The sequence below is a fragment of the Pseudomonas sihuiensis genome (assembly GCF_900106015.1).
In the GTDB taxonomy this organism is placed as follows: Bacteria; Pseudomonadota; Gammaproteobacteria; order Pseudomonadales; family Pseudomonadaceae; genus Aquipseudomonas; species Aquipseudomonas sihuiensis.
In genome coordinates this window covers 1982253-2008536 of the sequence record NZ_LT629797.1, presented here as the reverse complement: position 1 = coordinate 2008536, position 26284 = coordinate 1982253, and the positions used below count along the sequence as shown (strand labels likewise).

The 26284-nt window shown below is 61.0% G+C and carries 21 protein-coding genes and 1 pseudogene; 17 read left to right on the top strand and 5 right to left on the bottom strand.

All coding sequences use genetic code 11. The annotated features are described in order from the left end of the window. Positions 1-47: 47 nt before the first annotated feature. Positions 48-324: pseudogene (locus BLT86_RS09550) on the top strand (IS4 family transposase); the annotation flags it as partial. Positions 325-411: 87 nt separating this feature from the next. Here the strand turns inward: BLT86_RS09550 and sstT are convergent. Beyond that, the gene (sstT, locus tag BLT86_RS09545) at positions 412-1635 is read right to left on the bottom strand and encodes a serine/threonine transporter SstT (RefSeq protein WP_003460683.1); all 1224 of its coding nucleotides are present in this window, start codon (positions 1633-1635) and stop codon (positions 412-414) included. A 464-nt stretch (positions 1636-2099) separates the two neighbouring features. On the opposite strand from sstT, the gene BLT86_RS09540 reads away from it, so the two are divergent. Continuing rightward, the gene (locus tag BLT86_RS09540; protein WP_092376344.1) at positions 2100-3407 is read left to right on the top strand and encodes an MFS transporter; all 1308 of its coding nucleotides are present in this window, start codon (positions 2100-2102) and stop codon (positions 3405-3407) included. Positions 3408-3507: 100 nt separating this feature from the next. Here BLT86_RS09540 and BLT86_RS09535 read toward each other — a convergent pair whose 3' ends face one another. From BLT86_RS09535 to flgA, 4 genes are all read right to left on the bottom strand, one after another. Continuing rightward, positions 3508-4257, bottom strand: coding sequence for a flagellar brake protein (locus BLT86_RS09535; protein WP_059391439.1), 750 nt, complete (start codon positions 4255-4257; stop codon positions 3508-3510). Between the two features lie 90 nt (positions 4258-4347). Beyond that, on the bottom strand, positions 4348-4815 hold the full coding sequence (locus BLT86_RS09530) for a flagella synthesis protein FlgN (protein ID WP_092376341.1): 468 nt from the start codon (positions 4813-4815) through the stop codon (positions 4348-4350). A 50-nt stretch (positions 4816-4865) separates the two neighbouring features. Continuing rightward, positions 4866-5201, bottom strand: a complete 336-nt coding sequence (gene flgM, locus BLT86_RS09525; RefSeq protein WP_003460690.1) for a flagellar biosynthesis anti-sigma factor FlgM — start codon at positions 5199-5201, stop codon at positions 4866-4868. A gap of 135 nt (positions 5202-5336) precedes the next feature. Next, complete coding sequence (gene flgA / locus BLT86_RS09520; protein ID WP_074856809.1) at positions 5337-6095, bottom strand: flagellar basal body P-ring formation chaperone FlgA; 759 nt, start codon at positions 6093-6095, stop codon at positions 5337-5339. Positions 6096-6172: 77 nt separating this feature from the next. Between flgA and BLT86_RS09515 the strand changes: the two genes are divergently transcribed. From BLT86_RS09515 to BLT86_RS09445, 15 genes are all read left to right on the top strand, one after another. Then, complete coding sequence (locus tag BLT86_RS09515) at positions 6173-7105, top strand: chemotaxis protein CheV (RefSeq protein WP_092376339.1); 933 nt, start codon at positions 6173-6175, stop codon at positions 7103-7105. A 43-nt stretch (positions 7106-7148) separates the two neighbouring features. Continuing rightward, positions 7149-7976 (top strand): protein-glutamate O-methyltransferase CheR, encoded by an 828-nt coding sequence (gene cheR, locus BLT86_RS09510; protein ID WP_092380390.1) that lies wholly within the window; start codon positions 7149-7151, stop codon positions 7974-7976. 521 nt (positions 7977-8497) lie between these two features. Then, entirely contained in the window at positions 8498-8905 is a 408-nt protein-coding gene (gene flgB, locus BLT86_RS09505) for a flagellar basal body rod protein FlgB (RefSeq protein WP_092376336.1), read from the top strand. Positions 8906-8916: 11 nt separating this feature from the next. Continuing rightward, positions 8917-9360: a flagellar basal body rod protein FlgC gene (gene flgC, locus BLT86_RS09500; RefSeq protein WP_003460696.1), complete on the top strand. Its 444-nt coding sequence runs from the start codon at positions 8917-8919 to the stop codon at positions 9358-9360. Positions 9361-9370: 10 nt separating this feature from the next. Beyond that, positions 9371-10060 (top strand): flagellar hook assembly protein FlgD, encoded by a 690-nt coding sequence (locus BLT86_RS09495; protein WP_092376333.1) that lies wholly within the window; start codon positions 9371-9373, stop codon positions 10058-10060. Positions 10061-10084: 24 nt separating this feature from the next. After that, entirely contained in the window at positions 10085-11389 is a 1305-nt protein-coding gene (gene flgE / locus BLT86_RS09490; RefSeq protein WP_092376330.1) for a flagellar hook protein FlgE, read from the top strand. A 155-nt stretch (positions 11390-11544) separates the two neighbouring features. Beyond that, positions 11545-12285 carry a flagellar basal body rod protein FlgF gene (locus tag BLT86_RS09485; RefSeq protein WP_003460700.1) on the top strand — a complete coding sequence of 247 codons (741 nt, stop codon included), beginning with the start codon at positions 11545-11547 and terminating at the stop codon, positions 12283-12285. A 33-nt stretch (positions 12286-12318) separates the two neighbouring features. Continuing rightward, entirely contained in the window at positions 12319-13104 is a 786-nt protein-coding gene (flgG, locus tag BLT86_RS09480) for a flagellar basal-body rod protein FlgG (protein ID WP_003460701.1), read from the top strand. A gap of 50 nt (positions 13105-13154) precedes the next feature. Continuing rightward, complete coding sequence (flgH, locus tag BLT86_RS09475; RefSeq protein WP_003460705.1) at positions 13155-13844, top strand: flagellar basal body L-ring protein FlgH; 690 nt, start codon at positions 13155-13157, stop codon at positions 13842-13844. Between the two features lie 241 nt (positions 13845-14085). After that, complete coding sequence (locus tag BLT86_RS09470) at positions 14086-15165, top strand: flagellar basal body P-ring protein FlgI (RefSeq protein WP_039964736.1); 1080 nt, start codon at positions 14086-14088, stop codon at positions 15163-15165. Positions 15166-15172: 7 nt separating this feature from the next. Further along, the gene (flgJ, locus tag BLT86_RS09465) at positions 15173-16354 is read left to right on the top strand and encodes a flagellar assembly peptidoglycan hydrolase FlgJ (protein ID WP_092376327.1); all 1182 of its coding nucleotides are present in this window, start codon (positions 15173-15175) and stop codon (positions 16352-16354) included. An 8-nt stretch (positions 16355-16362) separates the two neighbouring features. Further along, positions 16363-18384 carry a flagellar hook-associated protein FlgK gene (gene flgK, locus BLT86_RS09460; protein ID WP_092376324.1) on the top strand — a complete coding sequence of 674 codons (2022 nt, stop codon included), beginning with the start codon at positions 16363-16365 and terminating at the stop codon, positions 18382-18384. A gap of 39 nt (positions 18385-18423) precedes the next feature. Further along, positions 18424-20019 (top strand): flagellar hook-associated protein 3, encoded by a 1596-nt coding sequence (locus BLT86_RS09455; protein WP_092376321.1) that lies wholly within the window; start codon positions 18424-18426, stop codon positions 20017-20019. A gap of 188 nt (positions 20020-20207) precedes the next feature. Then, on the top strand, positions 20208-20687 hold the full coding sequence (locus BLT86_RS09450) for an adenylyltransferase/cytidyltransferase family protein (RefSeq protein ID WP_092380388.1): 480 nt from the start codon (positions 20208-20210) through the stop codon (positions 20685-20687). Positions 20688-20759: 72 nt separating this feature from the next. Next, entirely contained in the window at positions 20760-26201 is a 5442-nt protein-coding gene (locus tag BLT86_RS09445; RefSeq protein ID WP_167377318.1) for a CDP-glycerol glycerophosphotransferase family protein, read from the top strand. Positions 26202-26284 lie beyond the last annotated feature (83 nt).

Here is a 26284-nt window from a genome sequence, read left to right as displayed (position 1 = left end):
GCGTCCTGCCTCAAAAAGGCCGATTCGGCCTGCTCTTGCCTGTAAAGGAGCTGATCTACCAAGAGGTTTGGGGGATTGTTGCTGGCCTGCAACATCATTCGTCGTGAAGCCAGTCAGGCAGCCGTCGCCTTTGGCCGCTCCCCAAGCGACATCCGCTTCAAGCCGGTGGCCCACTACATCGCCGTGCAATTGATCGTGATGGCAGCGGCCAACCCGATTTCAGCAACAGGACAACGCTTATCAGCGTTGAGGGCAGGAGTCGGTGGGCTGTTTCTGGATCACCGCCCAAGGCCATCAAGAGCAAGGACGGTGAAGATTTCATAGACCCGCTACCCGGTGGATCGCAAGGCTGCTCCGCTTAAGTCAACAGCATTACACGCGAGGTGGGCCTTGCTATCAACGCGATGGGTCTCAGCTGTCCTTACGCTCTTGTGCCATGCAGGCAGCGGCGGTGAACAGCACGTCGGTGGAAGAGTTCAGCGCGGTTTCTGCCGAGTCCTGAACGATGCCGATGATGAAGCCGATGGCGACGATCTGCATGGCCACGTCATTGGGGATGCCGAACAGGCTGCAGGCCAGCGGGATCAGCAGCAGCGAGCCGCCGGCGACACCGGATGCGCCGCAGGCACTGATCGAGGCCAGCACGCTCAGCAGCAGGGCGGTGGGTAGATCGACGGGGATGCCCAGGGTGTGCACTGCAGCCATGGTCAGCACGGTGATGGTGATGGCGGCACCGGCCATGTTGATGGTGGCGCCCAGCGGAATGGAGACCGAGTAGGTTTCTTCGTGCAGGCCCAGGCGCTGGCTCAGTTGCAGGTTGACCGGAATGTTGGCGGCCGAGCTACGGGTGAAGAAAGCGGTGATGCCGCTTTCGCGCAGGCAGGTGAACACCAGCGGGTAGGGGTTGCGACGGATCTTCCAGTACACCAGCGCCGGGTTGACCACCAGGGCCACCAGCAGCATGCAGCCGACCAGCACCACCAGCAGGTGCAGATAACCGAGCAGGGCGTCGAAGCCGGATTCGGCGAGGGTGGCGGCGACCAGGCCGAAGATCCCCAGCGGCGCCAGGCGGATCACCAGCTTGACGATGGCAGTCACACCGTTGGACAGTTCGCCCAGCAGTTGTTTGCTACCGGCGCTGGCATGGCGGAAGGCGAAGCCGAGGCCGATAGCCCAGGCCAGGATACCGATGAAGTTACCATTCAGCAGGGCATTGACCGGGTTGTCGACCACGTTCATCAGCAGCGTCTTGAGCACCTCGCCGATGCCGCCGGGGGGCGTCAGTTCAGCAGCCTGGCTGCTCAGTACCAGCGACGACGGGAAGGCGAAGCTGGCCACCACCGCGACCAGGGCGGCGCTGAAGGTACCGATCAGGTACATCAGCAGGATCGGGCGGATATGCGTCTGTTGGCCTTGCTGGTGGTTGGCGATGGACGACATCACCAGGATGAACACCAGTACCGGGGCGACGGCCTTGAGCGCCGAGACGAACACGTTACCGATGAAGCCGACGGACAGTGCTGCCTGCGGGGCGATTACGGCCAGAGCGATACCTGCCAGCAGGCCGATGATGATCTGTGTCACCAGGCTGGTGCGGTTGAGTAGCTGCAGGGCAGGGTGAAGGGCTTGGGACATCGCGAGTTCTCTGGTTGCTGGGCGCGTTGCAAGTGGCGTCGGGCCTGGTTCGAGAGGTTTTTCGGTAGTGCCATGGAGAGCAGGCCGAAAAAATAGCGCGCGACTCTAGCACAGCCGGATCGGGGTTCGTGCGCTGGGCGGGCATCTGGACGACAGGGCGCAAGCCCATGTCGCATCTCTACAAGGCTTGTCTGCCGGCTCTGCCAGGTAGTTGCCGGGGCGGATCAGCAAACCTGCGGCTGGCAGGGTGTGACCCGTGGTCGCTCGAAGAACAGGAAGAATTGAGGCTACGCTGTACCCTGTGCGGCGCAAGCGAGCGTCTGAATCGTGATGAGTTGGCAATCGAACTGTTCGTTTTCCAGGGCATCGAAAGTTGCATCGCCCGCACGCCCCAAGGGCGCCGTCCTAGCCGCGCAGGCCCGCCGCCATTCCCGGTTTCCGTGCACAAGGAGCTTTACCCGTCAATGCGCTTGATCTGGAAGTCATTCCGCTCGCTCTATTTCGCCACCTTGCTGATGTTGCTCGGCTCTGGCCTGCTCAGTACCTACCTGGCCCTGCGTCTGGCTGACACCGTGGATGGTCTCTGGGTCGGTGCGCTGATGGCGGCCAATTACTTTGGCCTTGTGCTCGGCGGCAAGCTGGGGCATCGACTGATCGGTCGGGTGGGGCATATCCGTGCTTACGTGGCCTGTGCCGGCGTGGTCACGGCGGCTGTGCTGGGCCATGGGCTGATCGAGTGGCTGCCATTCTGGCTGTTTCTGCGCATGCTGGTGGGCCTGGGCATGATGTGTCAGTACATGGTCATCGAGAGCTGGCTCAACGAGCAGGCCGAAGCCACGCAGCGTGGCCTGGTGTTCAGCGGGTACATGGGGGCTTCCTACCTGGGCCTGATTCTTGGGCAACTGGCGCTGGTGGTGCATCCGACGCTGGGTCTGGAATTGCTCATGTTGGTCGCCCTGTGCTTCGCCTTGTGTCTGGTGCCCGTAGCGCTGACCCGGCGTTTACACCCGGCGCCCTTGCATCCGGCACCGCTGGAGCTGCGCTTCTTCCTCAGTCGCGTGCCGCTGTCGCTGACCGCTATCGCCGTGGCTGGCCTGTTGATCGGTTCTTTTTATGGCCTGGCGCCTTTGTACGCCACTCGGATGGGGCTATCGACCGAGCAGGTGGGGCTGTTCATGGGCAGCTGCATCCTGGCGGGTCTCCTGGTGCAGTGGCCGCTGGGCTGGCTTTCCGATCGACATGACCGCGTGCGCCTGATTCGTGGCTGTTCGGTCTTGCTGCTGCTGGCTGCCTTGCCGTTGGCGGCACTGCCGGAGGTATTCCTCGGCTTGCTGTTCGGTGTCGGCTTTCTGGTCAGCCTGATGCAGTTCAGTCTCTATCCACTGGCGGTGGCCTTGGCCAATGACCATGTGGAGCCGGAGCGCCGCGTGTCACTGACGGCCATGCTGCTGGTCACCTTCGGCGTGGGCGCCTGCATCGGCCCGCTGCTGGCCGGTGTGCTGATGCGTTTCTACGGCGCCAACATGCTCTATGTGTTCGTCAGCGTTTGCGCGTTGATTCTGGTCTGGCGCATTCGTCCTGAAGTGGTGACCCATCTGCATCAGGTCGACGATGCGCCGCTGCACCATATGGCCATGCCGGGTAACGTCACCAGCTCGCCGCTGGTCGCTGCGCTCGACCCGAGGGTCGATGAGCAGACGGTACAGGAGCAGATGCAGGAGCCAGCTGCGGCGGGCGAGGAGGAGGTTGAGCCGGACGTGAAGCGGGGGTAGTCCGCCGCCAGACTTTGTAGGGTGGGCTTTAGCCCACGGCGGCCTCCCTTGGTGGGCTGAAGCCCACCCTACGGGCTTTGCGCGAATGGAGGGGGTGGGCTCAGAAGGGGCCGTCGCTCTCGGTGCGACGCGCCTCGCGTTGCAGCTGATAGACGAAGCGCTCGACCTGACGTTGCTCAAGGCCGTTCAAGCGATGAAAACGAGTGCCGACGAACGTCATGTCGACCTTGTCCTCGTATTGCACGTGACGTAACTCCACGGCGCAGGTCATGTTGCCGAAGGGCAGATAGGCGGTGAGTCGCTCGTGTACCTGGCCATTGCTCAATTGCTGGCTGAGGTTGCCGGCGAAACGCAGTTTGCAGCCGGTGGCCGAGATGTCCAGCAGATGACCTGACAGCGGCTCGCGCAGCTTGTCGCCGCTGAGTACGACCTTGATCAGATCGCTCTGCTTCAGCGGTGCACGGAAGGCGCTGCGGCGCTGGTGATAGATCACTTCGGTGGGCAACGGTGCCCAGTAGCAGGGGGCTCCCTCGAGCTCGCCAAGCCGCACGTCGTGATCACAGGTCCAGGCTACTCGCACCCCGTCGCGGAACGCCTCGACGTTGAAGGTTTCGCCTTGCTTGAGAAAACGTTCGCCATCGTTAGGGATGATCTCGTCCAGCGCTAAGCGCGCACGGTCTTTATCGATTTCTACAAGGTAACTTTGAAAACGCTGGCCACGATCCTTGAATTGGATAACCAGGGGATCATGGTTCTGTTGCAATTGACGTAGGGTGGCAATGATCTCGACGGATGTCTTGAGCACCTTGGGCGGTTGAGGACCGCTCTCGTCGTTGAACGCGCTGGACACAGTTCGGAACTCTCCGAGTCATGGACTACAACGGCACTAGCATACTGGCAGAGTGCCTGCATGTCCCTGTGCTTTTTGTTGGGGGATGGCTCAGGCCTGGCTGAGCGGTCTTTGCTGCGCGATTCTAGCGGCACTGCCACGACTGTCATAGAGGCCCGGAGTCTCGCCGCCGCGCAGAATGCCCAGAACGCTGCGAACAGAAGCCTGATTGGCGCGGATCAGGCGGCCGTTACGCAAATTGCCCTCCTGGCAGCGCTGCAGCAGAGTCGATAGCGCTTCGCTGCGCTCCAGCAACTGATCGCCGACTGAGGAGTTGCCCGCCAGTGCGGTCAGGCCGTCGCGGTCAGCGCTCAAGCCTGCATCCTGAAGAAGACGGCTGCGCTCACTGCCGTGCTGTTGCAGCAGGGCAAGCAGAGGTTGTTTTTCACTGAGCAGGCTGTCGAGGCGCGGCAGGTCGCGTTCGGTGAGGGCCTGGAATTCGTTATCGATCAGCTCAAGCAATTGCTCGGCGGTGCCGATATCGTTGGTGAAGAGGTCAAGCAAGGCTGTGTCGTTCATGGCGGGCTCTTGGGGGTCGGGCGTCCAACACCCCCAGCGCAGCCCTGAGACTAGCGCTGGGATTCGAAGTCGAGCAGTTTCTGGGCGACGCGTTTGCTGTCGACCTGATAGCTGCCATCAGCAATGGCCTGTTTCAGCTGGGCCACACGCTCCTTGTTGACGATGGGCTGATCACGCAGCTTCTCGCCGATTGTTTGCAACTGCTGTGCCTCACGGCTCAGTTGTACCGATTCACCGCTCTTGGTGTTGGTCTGTTCATCAGTACCGGTGACAGGCGCTTTGTTCGGCTGTGCCGACTCATTGCGATTGCCAGCCTGAGTCGCGCCGGTACGTCCCGCATTGGCGGGCGTATTGGCATTGTTCAGCCGGTTGAAGTCGATGACCATGATGCAGAACCTCGGACGATATGGTGGACGCTTGCCATGCTTCTCGGCTGCTGCCGGGAAAACTTTAGGATTAATTTCATCGCGTCGTTTAACAGTGTAGGGAATCGCCACGTCTTTGCGCTACAAGAAACATGCCTACATGGGTACTTCCACTTGCCCAGGCCCGACAACGCGGGCTCGAACGACTCGCTGCGAACGCAGGTTACGCACGTTGATCTGTTCGCCTGGAGCACCATCGGTCAGAGCTTCGCCGGGCATACGGACACTCACGCTAGCGCCGCGAGCGCTGATCACCACCTGGTCGCCGCGCCGAATGACCTCGGCTATTTGCAGATGAGTCGAAAGAAGAATCTGGTCACTACCGAGCTGGCGCGTCAATTTTTTGCCGATCGCCTGATTCAGGTCGGTGAGAAAGTTCTGACCCAATTGACCGACATCGCGTTCAACCAGGCTCAAATCCGTAGCTTTGACTACGCTCATGCGCTTGAGCGGGCGAGTCAGTACGACAATGGGGCGATACAAGCGCACTTCAGCGGGCACGAATACTGTCCACGGAGCGCTGCCGTCACAGCGCACGCGCGTAGTGACACGGCCCAGCGGCTGCGCCGGGCTTTCCAGCGTGGTGGTCAGCGGCTGATCGCACAGAGGCAGGCGTAACCGTGGGTCGAGACGGTTGACGCGAATCTCATGGCGGCCCTGAATTTCGCTACGCTGTAGATATTCAGTGGTCGCCTGCTCAAGAAAGGCCTCGGTGGCGCCGATAAGTTGTTCAGTGCTGGTGAAGGTGGCAGCCGCCGTAGCGCTGTAGCCGAGTGTCGGCAAAGCGAGTAAAACGGGCAAAGGGGCAAGGCACTTTGCTAGTAGCTGACGGAATGATGACGTTCTCTGCTTCATAAGCAATGCAAAGCAAGCCCCGTGCCGCCTGCTAGGCTCAACGGGGTAGGCGTTACTGGATAAGAAGGAGTCCGGGCATGGCCGGGTTGATGGATTCGGTTAACCAGCGCACTCAGTTGGTGGGACAGAACCGCTTGGAGTTGTTGCTGTTTCGCCTGGAAGGCCCACAGCTTTACGGTATCAACGTATTCAAGGTGAAAGAGGTGCTGCAATGCCCGAAACTCACCATCATGCCCAAATCAAGTCCGGTGGTGCGGGGGGTGGCCAACATTCGCGGGGGCACCATTCCGATTCTCGATCTTTCCATCGCTACCGGCCGTGCCGCACTGGAAGATCTGAAGACCAGCTTCGTGATCATCACCGAGTACAACACCAAGGTTCAGGGTTTTCTGGTGCGCTCGGTCGAACGTATCGTCAACATGAACTGGGAGGAGATCCATCCGCCACCCAAGGGCACTGGACGCGATCACTACCTGACAGCAGTCACGCGGCTCGACCAGCAGTTGGTCGAGATCATCGATGTTGAGAAGATTCTTGCCGAAGTTGCGCCGACCTCGGAAGTGATATCCGCTGGCGTCATCGATGATGAGGTGCAGAGTCAGGCGGTGACCAAGCATGTGCTGATCGTCGATGACTCCTCGGTGGCGCGCAAACAGGTTTTGCGCTGCCTGCAGACCGTTGGCGTCGAGGTGACGGCGCTGAACGATGGCCGCGAGGCACTCAATTACCTCAAGAAAATGGCCGACGAGGGGCATAATCCCGACAAGGAACTGCTGATGCTGATTTCCGACATCGAGATGCCCGAGATGGACGGATATACGCTGACCACGGAGATTCGTAGCGATCCGCGCATGCAGAAGCTGCATATCCTCCTGCATACTTCGCTTTCCGGTGTGTTCAACCAGGCGATGGTGAAGAAGGTCGGCGCCGACGATTTCCTCGCCAAGTTCAAGCCGGATGATCTGGCGGCGCGGGTGGTCGAGCGCATTCGGGTAGCGGATGGGGGCTGAGGGACAAACCTTGGTGAACGTTATGGTTGGTGAGGCGGCACTAGTGTCTTCAGGTAATTTGGATTTCGAGCAGTTCCGGACTTTCCTGGAAAAGGCCTGCGGTATTCTGCTGGGTAGCAACAAGCAGTATCTGGTCTCCAGTCGTCTGAACAAACTGATGGAGCAGAATGGCATCAAGACCCTGGGCGAACTGGTGCAGCGCATGCAAAGCCAGCCGCGCGGAGGGCTGCGCGAGCAGGTGGTGGATGCCATGACCACCAACGAGACCCTGTGGTTTCGCGACACCTATCCGTTCGAGGTGCTCAAGAGCCGGGTGCTGCCGGAGCTGATCAAGGCCTACCCGGCCCAGCGTCTGCGCATCTGGTCGGCGGCCTGTTCGTCCGGGCAGGAGCCCTATTCGCTGTCGATGACCATCGACGAGTTCGAGCGTACCAACCTCGGCCAGCTCAAGGCGGGTGTGCAGATCGTCGCCACCGATCTGTCTCCGTCGATGCTGAGCAACTGCAAGTCCGGCGAGTACGACAGCCTGGCCATGGGCCGCGGTCTGTCGCAGGAGCGTCTGCAGCGTTATTTCGATTCCAGGGGGCCGGGGCGCTGGCAGGTCAAGGCGCCGATCAAGAGCCGCGTCGAGTTTCGGCCACTGAACCTGCTCGACAGTTATGCGGCGCTGGGCAAGTTCGACATCGTGTTCTGCCGCAACGTGCTGATCTACTTCTCGGCCGAGGTGAAGAAGGACATCCTCACGCGTATCCATGCCACCCTCAAGCCAGGCGGCTATCTGTTCCTTGGCGCCTCCGAAGCGCTCAATGGCCTGCCGGACAAGTACCAGATGGTGCAGTGCAGCCCGGGGATCATCTACAAGGCCAAATAGGCGCAAGGCATGTTTGGTATCAGCAGCGGGAGGCCTTTGGCCTAATGCCAGTCAGTTAAGCCGTTGCACTCGATCTTTGTAGGAGCCGGCTTGCCGGCGATCCGCCATAAAAAGCATCGCCAGCAAGCTGGCTCCTACGAAAAACGCCCCTCTACTGCAAGTAGGAGGGGGTGGTGACGAACTTATCTGATCAGCATTAGCCTTTGGCCTCCCGTTTGCGTTTCTGGACTCTGAAAACCATGGGCCCGATCGGATAGGTTTCGCCGTAGGCACCAGCGGTTTGGCCTGGTGCAGAAGAACCGATGCGCATCGCGCGCCCCAGGGTTCGGCGGGGCGGCAATCTGTCCGGTTGGCTTTGCCGCTTGCTTGCCAATAGGCGGTAAAGCCTTGCCGCTTTGCCGCTATTTCCCTGTTCGTCATGCTTTAAGCTATTGATTTTGTTGACTTAAATAAGTTGGCACAGCCTTTGCTGAATGTCTGCCAGGAAAGACCAGACAGCCCCAGCGGCAAAGGTTGCAGACATGAGCATCAACTTCGGCAGGGCACTCGGCATCCACGAACAGGCACTCGGTTTCCGCGCCCAGCGCGCTGAGGTGCTGGCCAACAACATCGCCAACGCCGATACGCCGAATTACAAGGCTCGTGATCTGGACTTCGCCAGTGTCCTGGCTGAGCAAAGCAATCGCATGCAGCGCGGTGGCGTTTCCCTGAACCGCACCGATAGCCGCCATATTCCTGCCGATGGTGTGATCACTGGTGAGGCTGAGATGCCCTACCGTATTCCGATGCAGCCGTCGCTGGATCAGAACACCGTGGATCTGCAGATCGAGCAGTCCAACTATGCCGAGAATGCCGTGCATTTCCAGGCCAGTTTCACCTTCCTCAATAGCAAGTTCAAAGGTCTCACCGCCGCCCTGCGCGGCGAATAAGGAGCGCGACCATGTCCCTTGCCAGTGTTTTCAGCATCGCCGGAACCGGCATGAGCGCGCAGAGCACTCGCCTCAATACCGTGGCCAGCAATATCGCCAACGCGGAGTCTGTCTCTTCGAGTATCGAGCAGACCTACCGTGCCCGTCATCCGGTGTTCGCCACCGTGTTCCAGCAGTCGCAGAACAGTGGTAGTGGTTCGCTGTTCGCCGAGCAGGACGAGGCGGGGAGTGGGGTGCAGGTGCTCGGCATCGTCGAGGATCAGAGCAATCTCGACATGCGCTACGAGCCCAGTCATCCGGCAGCGAATGCGGATGGGTACGTGTTCTATCCGAACGTCAATGTGGTCGAGGAAATGGCGGACATGATTTCGGCCAGTAGAGCCTTTCAAACCAATGCGGAAATGATGAATACCGCCAAGACCATGCTGCAGAAGGTTCTGACCCTGGGTCAGTAAGGACATAGCCATGAGCACCACAGAGACTGTTTCCAGCAGCGTGCTGTCGACATACTCCGGCACCTCGACCAGCAACACCAACGAATCCAGCTACTCCAGCCTGGGCAAGGATGACTTTCTGATGCTGCTGGTGACCCAGTTGAACAACCAGAACCCGCTGGATCCGCAGGACAACAGCGAGTTCGTGGCTCAGCTTGCGCAGTTCAGCAGCCTGGAAAGTCTGACCAATATCTCCGCTTCGATGGACTCGCTGCTGGGCAGCTATCAATCGTCGCAGGCTTTGCAAGCCTCTTCCCTGGTGGGGCGCAGCGTGATGGTTTCCGCCAGCAGCACCCAGGTGGATGGTGTTTCGGGGCTGACCGGCACGCTGGTGGTTCCAACGGCGGCCGACAACGTCTCGGTGAGGGTTTACGACGAGGCGGGCAGCCTGGTCAAAAGCATACCGCTGGATAATCAAAGCAGCGCTGGCCTGGTGGACTTCACCTGGGACGGCACCGATGAGAGCGGCCAACTGCTGCCCGCGGGCACCTACAAATTCTCGGCCTCCGCGTCGCTGGGTGGCACGTCCACCGCGCTGGAAACCTATCTGCCGGCAACGGTCAACAGCGTGACGCTCGGCATCGGGGGCGGCGACATGACGCTGAACCTGGCGGGTGCCGGAAATGTCGCGCTATCCAAAGTCATCAGCGTCGGCCAGTAATCAACAGGCATCGGGAGATAAGACATGACGTTCAATACGGCGCTCAGTGGGTTGAAGGCGGCCAGCACCCACCTGGATGTAACGGGCAACAACATCGCCAACACCGGGACGACGGGCTTCAAGTATTCGCGTGCGGAGTTCGCGGACCTCTATGCCAGCAGCATGTTCGGCACCGGCAGCAACGCGGTCGGCAGTGGGGTGATTACGGCGGATATCGCCCAGCAGCACACCCAGGGCAACATCAGCTACACCGACAACAGCCTGGATCTGGCCGTCAATGGCAGTGGCTATTTCATCGTCAACGATGGCGGCACCCAGCTCTACACCCGCTCCGGCGCGTTCAAGGTGGACAATCAGGGCAACGTCATCGACAACTCGGGCAACAACCTGATGGGCTACGGGGTGGACGCCGATGGCAACCTGGTCAATGGCGTGCTGACCAATCTGACCGTCGACACCAGCAACCAGGCGCCGAATGCCACCTCGACCGTTACCCAGGGGGTGGCGCTCAACTCGTCCGAGACGGTGCCCACCATCGCCTTCGACCCCACGGTCTCCGGTTCCTTCAACTGGTCGACCTCGGTGAGCCTGTACGACTCCCAGGGCAATGAGCACACCATGACCCAGTACTTCGTCAAGGAGGCGAGCAACGAGTGGAGCATGCACGTGCTGATCGACGGGCGCAATCCCGGTGATCCCGCCAGCACCGATCCGTATCAGGCGTCGCTGTCGTTCGACACCTCCGGCAGGCTGCAGGCATCGGCCTCCAGCGACTTCACGGTCAATGCCGATGGCACCATCACGCTGGCCGACTGGGTGCCGGCGACCATCACCGACGCCACCACCGATCCGGTCACCTGGGGCGACAACGGTGCCGCGGCGAGCACATCGGGGGTGACTCTGGATCTACGCAACATGACCCAGACCAATACCCGCTTCGCGGTCAACAGCCTGTCGCAGGATGGCTATACCACCGGTCAGTTGTCCGGGCTGTCGGTGGACGAGACCGGGCAACTGTTCGCCACCTATACCAATGGCCAGGCCAATTTGATTGGCCAGGTGGCGCTGGCCACCTTCGCCAACATGCAGGGGTTGACGCCGGTGGGCGGAACGGCCTGGAAGCAGTCGCTGGCCTCGGGCGAGCCGGTGATAGGTACGCCGGGCTCCGGTACGCTGGGCTCGATCGTCTCCGGTGCGCTGGAGGATTCGAACGTCGACCTGACCGCGCAACTGGTCGACCTGATCATCGCGCAGCGCAACTACCAGGCGAATGCCAAGACCATCGAAACGGAGAATGCGATCGCCCAGACGATCATCAACATCCGCTGACGGCGGCGGGCGGCATATTCTTGCCGCCGTCAAAAGGGCCTTCCGTGATGGAGGGCTTTTTTGTTTTTTAAAAACAATAACTTACTTAAAATTATTAGCCTGGCACGTGCCTTGCTTTGATCTGTCCGAGAGTCGTTTTCACGGCGGAGGTCGAAGTGGACAAATTGCTTTATGTCGCCATGTCGGGCGCGAGCCAGAACACCTATGCGCAAAAGGCGCATGCCAATAATCTGGCGAACATTTCCACCAGCGGGTTTCGCGCCGATCTGGAACAGGCGCGGGCCATGCCGGTTTTCGGTGACAGCTATCCGGCGCGGGTCTACGCCATGTCCGAGCGGCCCGCTACGGATTTCACGCCCGGCGTACTGCAGGAAACCGGGCGGGATATGGATGTTTCGATAGAGGGTGATGGCTGGATTGCCGTGCAGGCCCCGGATGGCTCCGAGGCTTATGTACGCACCGCCAGCCTGTCGATCGATGCCCTAGGCATGCTGCGCACCGGCAATGGGTTGCCGGTCATGGGCAATGCCGGGCCCATCGCCGTGCCGCCCGAGGAGAAAGTCGAGATCGGTCAGGACGGCACGATCAGCATTCGCGCCCTGGGCGAAGCGCCGAATGTCCTGGCCGAGGTCGACCGCATCAAGCTGGTCAACCCCGATACCGCGCAGATGCGCAAGGGGCGCGACGGCCTCATCCATATGAGAGACGGCCAGTTGCTCGAAGCGGATGCCAACGTACGCCTGCATTCTGGCTTCCTGGAGAGCAGCAACGTGAGCGCCGTCGGAGAGATGACGGCCATTCTCGCCCTGTCCAGACAATTCGAACTGCACGTCAAGATGATGAACACGGCCAAGGAGGGCTCCGAGTCCATGGCCCGTGTCATGCAGATCAGCTAACGAGTAGCGCCCGCGCAGGGCGAGGAGATAGACATGCTTCCAGCGCTTTGGGTCAGCAAGACCGGTTTGTCCGCCCAGGACATGAATCTGTCGGTGATATCCAACAACCTGGCCAACGTTTCGACCACCGGCTTCAAGCGCGACCGGGCCGAGTTCCAGGATCTGCTGTACCAGATCCGCCGTCAGCCAGGCGCTCAATCGACCCAGGACAGCGAGCTGCCGTCCGGCCTGCAACTGGGTACGGGGGTACGGATCGTCGGTACCCAGAAGAACTTCACCACGGGCAGCCTGCAGACCACCGACCAGCCACTGGACATGGCGATCAACGGGCGCGGTTTTTTCCAGATTCTGCTGCCCGATGGCACCATCGGCTATTCGCGCGACGGCACGTATCACCTCGATTCCGACGGCCAGATCGTCACGTCGAACGGCTTCGCCCTGGAGCCGGCCATCGTCGTGCCCGCCGAAACCCAGACCTTCACCGTCGGGGAGGATGGCACGGTGTCCGTGACCACCGCCAACAGCGCCGCGGTGCAGATCATCGGCAACCTGCAGACCGCCGATTTCATCAATCCGGCCGGCCTGCAGGCGATTGGCAACAACCTGTTTCTGGAGACCGCTTCCAGTGGCGCTCCGCAAGTGGGAACGCCGGGCCTCAATGGCCTGGGCACCGTTTTGCAAAATACCCTGGAAAACTCCAACGTCAGTGTCGTCGAGGAAATGGTCAACATGATCACGACACAGCGCGCCTACGAAATGAACTCGAAGGTCATTTCCACGGCCGATTCCATGTTGCAGTTCATCACGCAGACGCTTTGAGTCTGATCGGGATCGCTAGGGCGGGCAGAGTGTTGGATGTGAGGTGTGCGATGAAAGGTCTGATTGTGTTGACGTCGGTTTGTCTGCTGCTGGGGGGGTGCGTGGCGCCTGCGCCCAAGGCGGACGATCCCTATTATGCACCCGTGTTGCCGCGTACGCCGCTGCCGGCCAACGCGACCAGTGGCGCGATCTACCAGGCCGGTTTCGAGAGCAATCTGTATGACGATCGAAAGGCTTTTCGCATCGGCGACATCATCACCATCACCCTGGAGGAGCGCACCCAGGCGAGCAAGGCGGCCCGCTCCGACATCAGCAAGGACAGTTCCGCCAATATCGGGCTGACCTCGTTGTTCGGTGGAGGGGTGTCGGCCACCAACCCGCTGACGCGAAACCGGATGGATCTGGGAACCCAGTTCAACGGTTCGCGGGACAGCGCCGGCGATGCCAGCGCGGCGCAGAGCAACAGCCTCACCGGCTCGGTCACCGTGACCGTGGCCGAAGTGCTGCCCAACGGCGTGCTGGTGGTGCGTGGCGAGAAGTGGCTGACGCTCAATACCGGCAATGAAATGGTGCGGATTGCCGGGCTGATCAGGGCCGACGACATCGCCAGCGACAACACCGTTTCATCCACTCGGGTCGCCGACGCCAGGTTGACCTACTCGGGAACCGGTTCCTTCGCCGACGCCAGCCAGCCAGGTTGGCTGAGCCGATTCTTCCTCAGCCCGCTGTGGCCGTTCTGAGGACATGAACATGAAAACCTGGATGACCTCTGTCGCCGTAGGGCGGGTGCAACCCGCCAGATCGCCTGTGGGAGCGAGCTCTGCTCGCGAAGCTTTTACCGAATTGCGGGTTCGCGAGCAGAGCTCGCTCCTACAACGGACACCTGTGCATTCGCAGTCGGCCTCCTGCCGTCAGCAGTTCGCCTGCGCCTATCGCGGCCAGCGCCGCCGTGGTGCCAACGACTGGCTGCTGCTGGCGATCATGCTCGCCTGCCTGCTGATCAGCCAGCAGGCCCAGGCCGAACGGCTCAAGGATCTGGCGTCCATTCAAGGGGTGCGCAGCAACCAGTTGATCGGCTACGGCCTGGTGGTCGGCCTCAACGGCAGCGGCGACCAGACCACCCAGACCCCGTTCACCGTACAGACCTTCAACAACATGCTGGCGCAGTTCGGCATCAAGGTGCCGACGGGCGGCAACGTGCAACTGAAGAACATCGCCGCGGTGTCGGTGCATGCCGACCTGCCGCCGTTCGCCAAGCCGGGGCAGACCATCGACATCACCATCTCCTCCATCGGCAATGCCAAGAGCCTGCGCGGCGGCAGCCTGCTGATGACGCCGCTCAAGGGCATCGACGGCAACGTCTACGCCATCGCCCAGGGCAACCTGGTGGTCGGCGGCTTCGACGCCGGCGGCGCCGACGGCTCGCGGATCACCGTCAACGTGCCGTCCGCCGGGCGTATCCCCGGTGGCGCCACGGTGGAGCGTCCGGTGCCGAGCGGTTTCGACCAGGGCAACTACCTGACGCTGAACCTCAATCGTCCGGACTTCACCACGGCGAAGAACATCGTCGACCAGATCAACGACCTGCTCGGCCCGGGCGTGGCCCAGGCCATCGACGGCGGCTCGATCCGCGTCAGCGCGCCGCTCGATCCCAACCAGCGCGTCGATTACCTGTCGATTCTGGAAAACATCGAAGTCAATCCCGGCCAGGCCGTGGCCAAGGTCATCATCAACTCGCGCACCGGGACCATCGTTATCGGCCAGAACGTCAAGGTGCAGCCGGCTGCGGTGACCCATGGCAGCCTGACCGTGACCATTACCGAAGACCCTATCGTCAGTCAGCCCAACGCCCTGGCCGGTGGCGATACCGCGGTGGTGCCGCGCTCGCGGGTGAATGCCGATGAGGAGGCCAAGCCCATGTTCAAATTCGGCCCTGGCACCACCCTTGATGAGATTGTTCGCGCGGTTAATCAGGTGGGCGCCGCGCCTTCCGACCTGATGGCCATCCTCGAGGCGCTCAAACAAGCAGGCGCCTTGCAAGCCGACCTGATAGTGATTTGAGGTAGCCATGAATACATTGTCAGCAGGCGCACGCAAAACCAGCGATTCTGCCGCCTATACCGACCTGAATCGCCTAGCCGGCATGAAAACCGGAGAGCAGCGCGACAGCGAAGGCAATATCCGTAAGGTTGCCCAAGAGTTTGAAGCGCTGTTCATCAACCAGATTTTCAAATCCATGCGCTCGTCCAACGAGTCGATCGCCAAGGACAGCCTGTTCGACAGCGATACCACGCGCCATTATCAAGAAATGCACGACCAGCAATTGGCCATCCACCTCTCCCGTGAGGGCGGCGGTATTGGTTTGTCCGATGTGCTGGTGCGGCAGATGAGCGGATTGCGCGGTGAGGCGCCGCGCCGCAGCCCATTCGGCCATAGCGTGGAGCAGCCTGAGAACAGCCTTGCCGCGCCGGCCGCGGCCGAGCACAACCGCCTGGATCGTCACTCCGACAGCGCTACCACTCCGGTGTCCCAGGCCGCATTGCTCAACCAGCGCCGGCTGTCCCTGCCGCCGCGCCTGGAAGATCGCCTGTTGGCGGGCATTGTCCCGACTACCGGGGCGCAACCCCCCAGCGGGAGCGACTGGTTGCCGGCCAAGGCCACGGCCGCCAAGCCCACTGAAGCGCTGGACACCTCGGTCCAGCCGGCACGTCAGCAGCCGCCGCTGGCCAAAGGCACGCCGGCATTCGCCTCCGCGGAGGAGTTTGTCGAGACCATGCTGCCCTTGGCCCGCGAGGCCGCCGAGCGCATTGGTGTCGAGCCGCGTTACCTGGTGGCCCAGGCGGCCCTGGAAACCGGCTGGGGCAAGTCGATCCTGCGCCGTGGCGATGGTGGCAGCAGCCACAACCTGTTTGGCATCAAGACCCACGGGCAGTGGCAAGGGGACTCGGCGCGCGCGATCACCAGCGAATACCGCGGGGGCGAAATGGTCCGTGAGCCGGCCAACTTCCGGGCCTACGACTCGTACAAACAGAGCTTCCATGACCTGGTCGATTTCCTGCAGAGCAACCCACGTTACCAGGAGGCCCTGGCGGCCACTGGCAACTCCGAGCGGTTCGTCAACAAGCTGCAGTCGGCCGGCTACGCCACGGATCCGCAGTACGCCCGCAAGATCAGCCAGATCGCCCGCAAGATCGACGCGACCTACCAGACCATTGCCCGCGCCGACGGCGCCTCCACCCGGACGCTCTGAGGTGACTCATGGCTGATCTTCTCGCAATCGGGGTTTCCGGCCTGCGCGTGAGCCAGACCGCGCTGGCCGTGACCGGCAACAACATCACCAATACCGATACTCCCGGCTATACCCGCCAGCAGGCGATGCAGGTTTCCAATAACTCGCAGCAACTGGGCGCGACCTACCTCGGCAGTGGCGCCTCGATCACCGACGTGCGGCGTATCTACAGCGGCTACCTGACCACCCAGGTGCGCACGGCCACCGCGCTGGACAGCGATGCGCAGACCTACCTGACCCAGATCAGCCAGGTCAACTCGCTGCTGGCCGACAGCACCACCGGCATCACCGCGGTGATGGAGAACTTCTTCGCCGCCCTGCAGACCGCCGCGGCCAGCCCCACCGATACCGCCTCGCGGCAATTGCTGCTGACCCAGGCATCGACCCTGGGCGAGCGCTTCAACTCCATCTACAGCCAGTTGGCGGAACAGAACGGCTACATCAACCAGCAGTTGTCGAGCATGGTTCAGCAGGTCAACAGCCTGGCGGCCAGTGTCGCCCAGTACAACCAGGCCATCGTCAATGCCTCCGCTTCCGGCGCCTCGCCCAACGACCTGCTGGACCAGCGCGACGAGGCGGTGCGAGAGCTTTCCGAGCTGATCGGGGTCACCGTGGTCGAGCAGGATGGCAGCTACAACCTGTTCATCGGCAATGGCCAGCCGCTGGTGGTGGGCGGCAGCGCGGCGCAACTCAGCGCGGTGCCGAGCGCCGACGACCCGTCGCGCCATGCCCTGTACCTGACGCAGAACGGCAATTTCACGATAGACGTCACCTCGTCGATCACGGGAGGACAGATCGGTGGCCTGCTGCGCTACCGCGAAGAAGTGCTCGACACCACCCTCAACGACCTCGGACGCCTGGCGCTGGTGCTCGCCGACCAGGTCAACAGCCAGCTCGGCCAGGGGCTCGACCTCAATGGCCAATTGGGCGCCATGCTGTTCAGCGACATCAATGAGCTGACCCTGCAGCAGCAGAGAAGCCTGGGGCAAGCCGGCAACAGCGATACCTCCGCCAACCTGCGCGTGTACATCGACGACACCAGCGCGCTCAGTACCAGCGACTACGAAGTGACCTTCACCAGCGCTACCGGCTACAGCGTCAGGCGCCTGTCCGACGGCAAGGACATGGGCAGCTACGACCTGACCGATTCGCCGCCGCCGGTGATCGATGGCTTCACCCTGGCACTCGACAGCGGCAGCGTGGCGGCCGGAGACCGGTTCACCATCCTGCCGACCCGCCATGCGGCGGGCGACATCAAAGTGAGCATGACCGACTCCAACCAACTGGCCTTCGCCGCCCCCCTGGCGGCGACCCTGACCACCGGCAACGTCGGCAGCGGCAGCGTCAGCCAGCCGAGCCTGATCACCCTGATCGACATCTACGACGCCGCCGCCGTTGCCGACATGCAGAGCAGCCTGGAAAACGGCATGCCGATCAAACTGGTCTACGACGCGCCCAGCGGCGGCGCCCAGGGCTACACCCTGTACGACGTTGCTGGCAACAGCATCGGCAGCGGCAGCATCGTGCCGGGGCAGAGCAACGTCGTGACGGTCAGCGTTCCCGCCAACCCGCCCAGCGTGCCCAGCGAATACGCCTTCGAGATGACCCTGGCCGGTTCCCCGGCGGCGGGCGACAGCCTGACCATCGCCTTCAACGGCGACGGCACCGGTGACAACCGCAACGCCCTGGCGGTGCTGGAACTGCAGACGGCCAAGACCGTCGCGGTCAATGGCAACAACGGCATGAGCCTGACCACCTCCTACAGTTCGCTGATCGAAACCATTGGCGCCAAGACCAGTCAAGCCCAGCTCGACGCCGCCGCCACGGAAGCCATCCTGGCCCAGGCGACCAGCAGCCAGTCGTCGCTGTCCGGGGTCAACCTGGACGAAGAGGCGGCCAACCTGATCAAGTTCGAGCAGTACTACACGGCGGCGGCGCAAATCATTCAAGTTGCGCGCACCACGTTCGATACCCTGATCAACAGTTTTTGACGCCGCATCCTTGATGCGGCCCGTATGAGGCATGACGCCATGAGCACGCGCATCTCCACCTCGCAGATGTTTCAGACCAGCATCTCCGGCTATCAGAAAGGTTACGCCGAGATCGTCAAGACCCAGCAGCAGATCTCCAGTGGCGTGCGCATCCAGACCCCCGCGGACGATCCGGTCGGCGCCGCGCGCCTGTTGCAACTGGAACAGCAGCAGGCCCAGCTCGAACAGTACAGCGCCAACATGACCACGGCCACCAACTCGCTGACCCAGCAGGAGGCCCTGCTCAATACGGCGAATAACCTGCTGCAGCGCGCCCGCGAGTTAGCGGTCTCCTCCGGTAGCGGTTCGTATTCTGACGAGGACCGCAGCTCGGTTGCCAGTGAGCTGGATCAGATCACCGGGCAGCTTTTGGAGGTGATGAACAGCAAGGATGCCAGCGGCAACTATATTTTCGCCGGCTCCAAAACCGACGTGCAGCCGTTTGTGCTCAACCCCGATGGCTCGGTGACCTACCAGGGCGATCAGACCAGCCAGGAGCTGCAGGTGTCCAGCTCGGGTACGATGGCGATCAACGACAGTGGCTGGAGCGTGTTCGAGAACGTGATCAACGCCAGCCGCACCGAGTCGGACTTGAGCAACGACCCCAATACCGACGGCCAGCGCGTCTACCTGTCCCAAGGGCTGGTCGACAATGGTACCCAGTACGACAAGACCTTCCGCGCGGGCGAGCCCTATACCCTGGAACTGGTCAGCAGCACCCAGTTTCGCATCCTCGATAACCTCGGCAATGATGTGACCAGCGAGGCATCGTCCAACAGCGGGGTGTTCGACCCGACGGCGATTGACGGCACCACAATCAACTTTCGCGGCGCCAGTTTCGAGCTGGATGTGGCCCTGCAGGAGGCCGATGGCCAGGGTGACCTGGACAGCCTGCTGACCGGCTACAGCTTCACCTTCGGCGTGGCGGACACCGAGATCGTCACCACGCGCAGCGCCAGCAACACCTCCACCGCGCAACTGACTTCCGGCAGCGTGGTCGACCCGACCGCCTACACCACCCAGTTTCCCAGCAGCGGCGTGCAGCTTCGCTTTACCAGCGCCAGTGATTACGAGGTCTATGCCCAGCCGGTGCTGACGGGCAGCACGCCGATTGCCAGCGGCTCATTGTCGGGTACCTATCCCGAGACCATCGGCTTCGCCGGCGTGGAGCTGCAGATCAGCGCGGCACCGGCGGCGGGCGATACCTTCGTGGTGCAGGGCAAGTCGGCGGAAACCCAGAGCGTGTTCGAGACCATCGGCAACCTCAGTGCCGCGCTGAAGACCCCGGTATCCGGCGACCCTGCCGCGCAACTGGCGCTGACCGAGGCCGTGGCCTCGGCCATCAGCAACCTGGACAACGGCATGAACCAGGTGCTGGCCACCCAGGCGTCCATCGGTGCGCGGCTGAACGTCATCGACACCCTCAGCACCGAGAACGAAAGCCTGCAGATCGCCAATGCCAGCAGCCAGTCCACGATCCGCGACACCGACATGGCCGAGGCCATCTCCAAACTGGTGCTGCAAATGACCAAGATGGAGGCGGCGCAGGCATCGTTCGTGCGGATTTCGCAGTTGAGCCTGTTCAACAAGCTGTAGCCGAAGATTCGTCGGGCGGGTGCAAGCCGTCGTTGTCTGGTTGGTGGCAATGGGTTTTGATGCGATGCAGAGAGTCTGCTGGGGAATCTCGGAAAATGCTGTGTTATAGCATCAGTCGATCTGCCTTGTAGTTATGTCCTGGCGCCAGTCTTCAAGGTGCCCAATTGTTGTACATGCAGGGAATGGAAATGGCCAAGACGGTAATTACCTACGGTACCTTCGACATGTTCCATGTGGGGCATCTGAGTCTATTACGACGCTTGCGTGATATGGGCGATCAGTTGATCGTTGCGGTATCTACCGACGAGTTCAACGCAGTCAAGGGAAAGAGGACGTTGGTGCCATATTCCCAGCGTGCAGAAATCGTCTCGTCAATTCGTTACGTTGACTGGGTGATTGCAGAGAATGACTGGGAGCAGAAGGTCGATGACGTGAAGAAGTACGCCGTCGACGTGTTCGCCATAGGCGACGACTGGCGTGGCCATTTCGATTTCCTCAAGCCATATTGCGAAGTCGTGTACTTGGAGCGTACCCAGGGTATTTCCTCTACAGACCTCAAGTCTTCGCTCGAGCAAATGATGATGATGTCGGCGGATGAGCTGCTCAAGGTATTCGAGGTGCTTGAGCTCGGTCGTAGTCGTAGCAGTGTCCTCGCCAAGCCGCGCTGAGGCGCTGCTCGGTTTGGAATCATTTCGTTCCGGCAGTCCATGGAGGAGTGCCGCTGTTCCAAGGAAACGCTCATGCTTGCCGATACGCTGACCGTCGATGAATCCCTTGCCTTGATCGATACCTCCGGATTCTTCGATCGGGAGTGGTATCTGACGACCTATGACGATGTGCGACAGTCAGGCGTCGATCCGCTGACGCATTTCTTCTTCCATGGTGCGTTCGAGGGGCGCAATCCTGGCCCGGCGTTCGATACGCTTTGGTACAGAACAACCAATGCGCAGGTGATCGAGGATGGGGAGAACCCACTGTTGCACTACCTGCGCATTGGGCGTGACCAAGGTTGTTTGCCCTTGCAACTGCTGACTGCTCAAGTCGATCCGCAGGTGCTTGAGGTCTTGCGCGGCAGTCCACTGTTCGACGCCGAGTATTACACGGCGAACAATCCGATCGTAGCGCTGTGCAAGCTGGATCCGCTTTATCACTTCTGTGCTTACGGTAGCACCAACCTGCTAGACCCGAGCCGTGAGTTCGATCTGCTCTGGTACCACCAGCGCTATCTGCGGGAAGAGGCGCCCGAGATTAATGCGCTATACCATTACGAGACGGTCGGTCGTGCTGCTGGCCATGCAACTCGTCCGGAGCCTATGCCCACCTCGCTGGTCGGGCGGGGCGAACAATACGATCCGTCCAAGCAGGTCTCTCTGAGGCGGGTATGCCTCTTCGCCGGCTATGACGTTGATGGTCTGGTCGATGACTACGTCGTCGAGTACCTCCGCCAGTTGTCTCGATTCGCCGACATCTATTACCTGGCCGACTGTGAGATGGAACCGGGACAGCTCGACCGTCTGGCACCGTTCGTCAAGGGGGCCTGGGCCATACGCCATGGCGCCTACGATTTCGGTTCCTACTCCAAGCTCGCCAGGGAGTTGGTCGGCTGGGAGGTGCTGGACGGTTATGACGAGTTGCTGCTGGTCAACGACAGTTGCTATTGCATCCGTTCGCTGGATCATGTGTTCGCCAAGATGGACGCTCAGCGCTGCGACTGGTGGGGCATGCAGGCGACCAAGGGGATATGGGAAACGCGGTTGTGCATCGAAAACCGTTTCTCTGATCGAATACCGTTGAGTCATGTGAAGTCGCACATGCTCGACGAATTTTCGACTTCTTATCTATACGATTTTCACGTCGGTTCGTACTTTCTAGTTCTGCGCAGGAATGTGTCATCCGATCCGCGGTTCCGGGAGTTGTTGTCGGCTGTCAGAGTGGAGTCGAACAAGCGTCTGATAGTGGTCAAGTACGAGATCGGCTTCTCGCGCTTCCTGATCCAGTCCGGCTACGAGTTTTCGACATACATCGACTATCTGTACCCGCTGCATCCGATGTACTCAATGACGCATTTTCAATTGATTGCCGACGGTATGCCATTGTTCAAGAGGTTGTTGCTAACCGACAACAACTACTTCATTCCAGGGCTGCGTGGCTGGAAGGGCCTGATTAGGCAGGCTTGTCCACAGGCTGATGTGTCGCTGATCGAGGCGAATCTTCAGCGAGTCGCCAATCAGGAGAGGCTTTTCCGCAGTCTGAACATCCAACTGAATGAGGGCGGTGAACTGGAGTTACCCACGATGCTTGGCTATGAAGAGTTCGTCGCTGAAGATACCGTCTTGCCCAAGCACGAGAACTGGTGGGCATTCCCTGTCTGTGGCTTCGACCACTTGCTGACCGGCAACGACCGAGCCGTGTTCGAGTGGGTCAAGGATGATCCCGGCATCAAGAAACTGGTGTTTTACCGCTCCAGGCGGCCTCGGGTCACTGGTGTCAATGTCGAGTATTACCTGCTTAACAGCCTGGAGGGCCAGCGTGCATTGATGCAGTGCCGGGTCGTTTTCGTTAAGCACACGCCCATGCGGAACGCGATGTTTCCATTGTCGGCAGACAGCCATATTTTCATCAACCTGTGGCATGGGATTCCGCTGAAGCGTATCGGGCACGCTTCTCTCGATCAGCAGGACAACCTGCAAAACCTTCATGTTGAGCACGCCCGCTGTTTTTCAGTGATCGCTTCGTCGAAGCTGGATCAGTTGGCCATGGCCGCCGCGTTCTATCCGCTGGCCTATGAGGATGTCTGGGTTACCGGTCTGCCACGCCATGACTTCATCCTGGCGCCGTTCGAGCGGTTGCCCGAAGATTTCCAGGCCGAAACGCACAAGCTCGAAGCACAGCTCGCCGGGCGCCGTCTGGTGCTTTTCACGCCGACCTTCCGCAATCAGCAGGGCGATGCCTATTACCGTTTCAGCGACGCCGATCTCGTCGGGCTGGCCGAGTTGCTCGCCCGTCACAACGCGGTGCTCGGCGTGCGCGAGCATTTCGCCGATTCAGCGCGAACCTATTCGACGCAACTGGAGAAGATCGGTGCCATCGATCTCGGTGACAGGCGCTTCCCCAATATCGAGGTGCTGTTCCGTAGCGCGACGGCGCTGATCACCGACTACTCCAGCTGTTTCTTCGACTTCCTGCTTACCAACCGGCCGGTACTGAGTCTGGCTTACGACCTGCAGCGTTACGCCAACGATGAGCGCGGGATGTTCTATGACATGGAAACGGTATTCCCGGGGCCGATCTGCACCGAGTTTCCGCTTCTGCTCAACGGATTGGACGATGCCATGGCGGCGCCGGACATGAGCCTCGATCCGCACTACCAGCAGGTGCGTAAGCTGTTCTTCAGCTACTGCGACGGCGACAACAGCGCGCGCCTGGTCGAGCGGGTAAGGGCCGTGAGCTGCATTGTCTCGACCCGCCGTAGCGAGGTGAAGGCCCAGCTTGCTGCGCGGGGTGCTGCGCCTCGCTATGCGCCATCGCCGGCGCTGGTTTCCCGTATGCCATCGCCGGCCAAGACTCGCCTGCTTCGTGAATACCTGGGTCGGCAGGGCGGTGGCCCATTGCTGGGTATTTTCGTGATCGATCGCGAAGGTGACCGCGCCAGGGTGGAGGCCACGCTCGCCTCGCTGGCCGAGGGCAGGAACCTGTACCATCGTGTGCAGATCTCCGTAGTGGGGCGTCAGGCATCCACTGTGGCTGAGCGGGCGCATACGATACGGCATGTGGCCTGCAATGGCCGAAGTTATGCCGATACGCTCAATGCGGAGCTGGCCGACGCCACGATCGATTGGTTCATGTTGGTGGAGGCAGGAGAGACCTTTACGGCGTCCGGCCTGTTCATCGCCATGCTGGAGTTGCAAGGCGCCGACGGTTGCCGCGCATTCTATGGCGATGAGTTTTATCGTGACGCCAATGGTGAGTTGGGCGCAGCCTTCAGGCCGGCTTTCAACCTCGACATGCTGCTCAGCTTCCCGGTGGCCATGGCCCGCCACTGGCTGTTCCAACGGGATGCTGCCATCGAGGTCGGCGGCTTCGATGCCGGCTTCGAGGGGGCTCTGGAGTTCGATCTGATCCTGCGTTTGATCGAGCATGGCGGCCTGTCCGATCTCGGCCATGTCGACGAGCCGCTGCTGGTGACTGCGACGCCGCTAATGAAGGACAATCCGGACGAGCGCAAGGCGCTGCTGCGACATCTGCACAACCGGGGCTATGTTGCCCAACTGCAGTCCAGGTATCCGGGCCGCTACCACATCCGCTATGCTCATGCCGGGCAGCCGCTGGTATCGATCATCATCCCGACCCGCGATCAGTTGCCGATGCTGCAGCGCTGCGTCGAAAGCCTCCTCGAGAAGACCCACTACACCGGTTACGAGATCATCATTGTCGACAACGATAGTCAGGTCGCCGAAGCTCGAGAATGGCTGTCGGGGGTGGCTGCCCTGGGCGATGACAAGATTCGTGTGCTGAGCTATCCGGGCGCTTTCAATTTTTCGGCGATCAACAATGCTGCGGCCGGCATCGCCCGCGGTGATTATCTGCTGTTGCTGAACAACGACACCGCAATCATCCAGGACGACTGGCTGGATGAACTGCTCAACCATGCGCAGCGTCCCGAAGTCGGAGTCGTGGGTGCCAAGCTGCTGTACCCCGATGGCCGCGTGCAGCATGCTGGTGTGGTGCTCGGTCTGCGGGGGCCGGCGGATCATCCATTCATTGGCGAAACGCTCGATGCACCGGGCTACATGCAGCGCTTGCAGATCGACCAGAACTACAGCGCGGTCACGGCCGCCTGCATGATGGTACGCAAGTCACTGTACGAAGAAGTTGGCGGCATGGACGAGAGCGACTTCCGGGTCTCCTACAACGACGTCGACCTCTGCCTGAAGATTCAGCAGGCAGGTTATCTGACCGTCTGGACGCCGCATGCTCTGGTCATGCACGAGGGCAGCGTCAGTCAGAAGAGTGTCGACCCGCTGCGCGAGGAAGAGAAACGCGTGCGTTTCCACGACGAGCAGCAGGCGATGTACCACAAGTGGCTGCCGGTACTGGCGCGTGATCCAGCCTACAATCAGAACCTGGGGCTTACCGGTGCGGGATTCAACTTCGATGCATCGCGCGGCCTCGATTGGCGCCCGGTAGGGCCGGCGTTGTTGCCGCGGGTGCTTGGTCATCCGGCGGATGAGGGGGGCTGCGGTCATTACCGCATCCGTCAACCGTTCCAGGCGTTGCAGGCGGCCGGATTGGTAGAGGGTGCGCTCAGTGACACGATGCTGTCTCCAGTGGAGTTGGAGCGTTTCCGTCCGGATGTGGTGCTTCTGCAGCGCCAGACTACCGAGGCGCAACTGGAGCGGATTGCCGAGATCAAGGCATTCTCCAATGCTTTCAAGGTTTACGAACTCGACGATTATCTGCTTGACCCTCCAGAGGGCAACGGTTACCGGGATACCATGGCGGAGAACCTGGAGGTATCCCTGGCCAGGGCCGTTGGCATGAGCGATCGTTTCGTCGTGTCCACCGAGCCTCTCGCCGAGGCACTATCGAGAATGCATGGCGATATCCGCGTGGTGCCCAATCTTCTGCCGGTACAGTGGTGGAAAAATCTCAAGAGTCATCGTGGTGTTGATCGCAAACCTCGTATTGGGTGGGCTGGTGGCAATAGTCATGCCGGCGATCTCGCGTTGATCGCCGATCTGGTGCGTCAACTGGCCGGTGAGGTGGACTGGGTGTTTTTTGGTATGTGTCCCGATGCATTGAAGCCTTATGTTCGTGAGCTGCATGAGGGCGTACCGATTGAGCGCTATTCCCGCAAGCTGGCCAGTTTGAACCTGGATCTGGCCATCGCGCCGCTCGAGGAGAACCGTTTTAACGAGTGCAAGAGCAACCTGCGTCTACTCGAATATGGCGCCTGTGGTTTTCCGGTTGTATGCAGCGCTGTACGCCCCTATGAGGGCGACCTGCCGGTTACCCGGGTGAGAAACCGCTTCAAGGACTGGATGGATGCGATCCGGATGCACTTGTCCGATCGAGATGCCTCGGCCAGGCAGGGAGACGAACTGCGTTCAGTGGTGCGCCGGGACTGGATGCTGGAGGGGGACAACCTGCAGCGCTGGCGCAGGGCGTGGCTGCCGGATTGATCTGTCGCCGGCGCAAGACCGGCCAATCGGCAAGTCGGGCATCCAGATCAAATTGCCCTGCGTGCGCACCAGGGCTGGCGGCA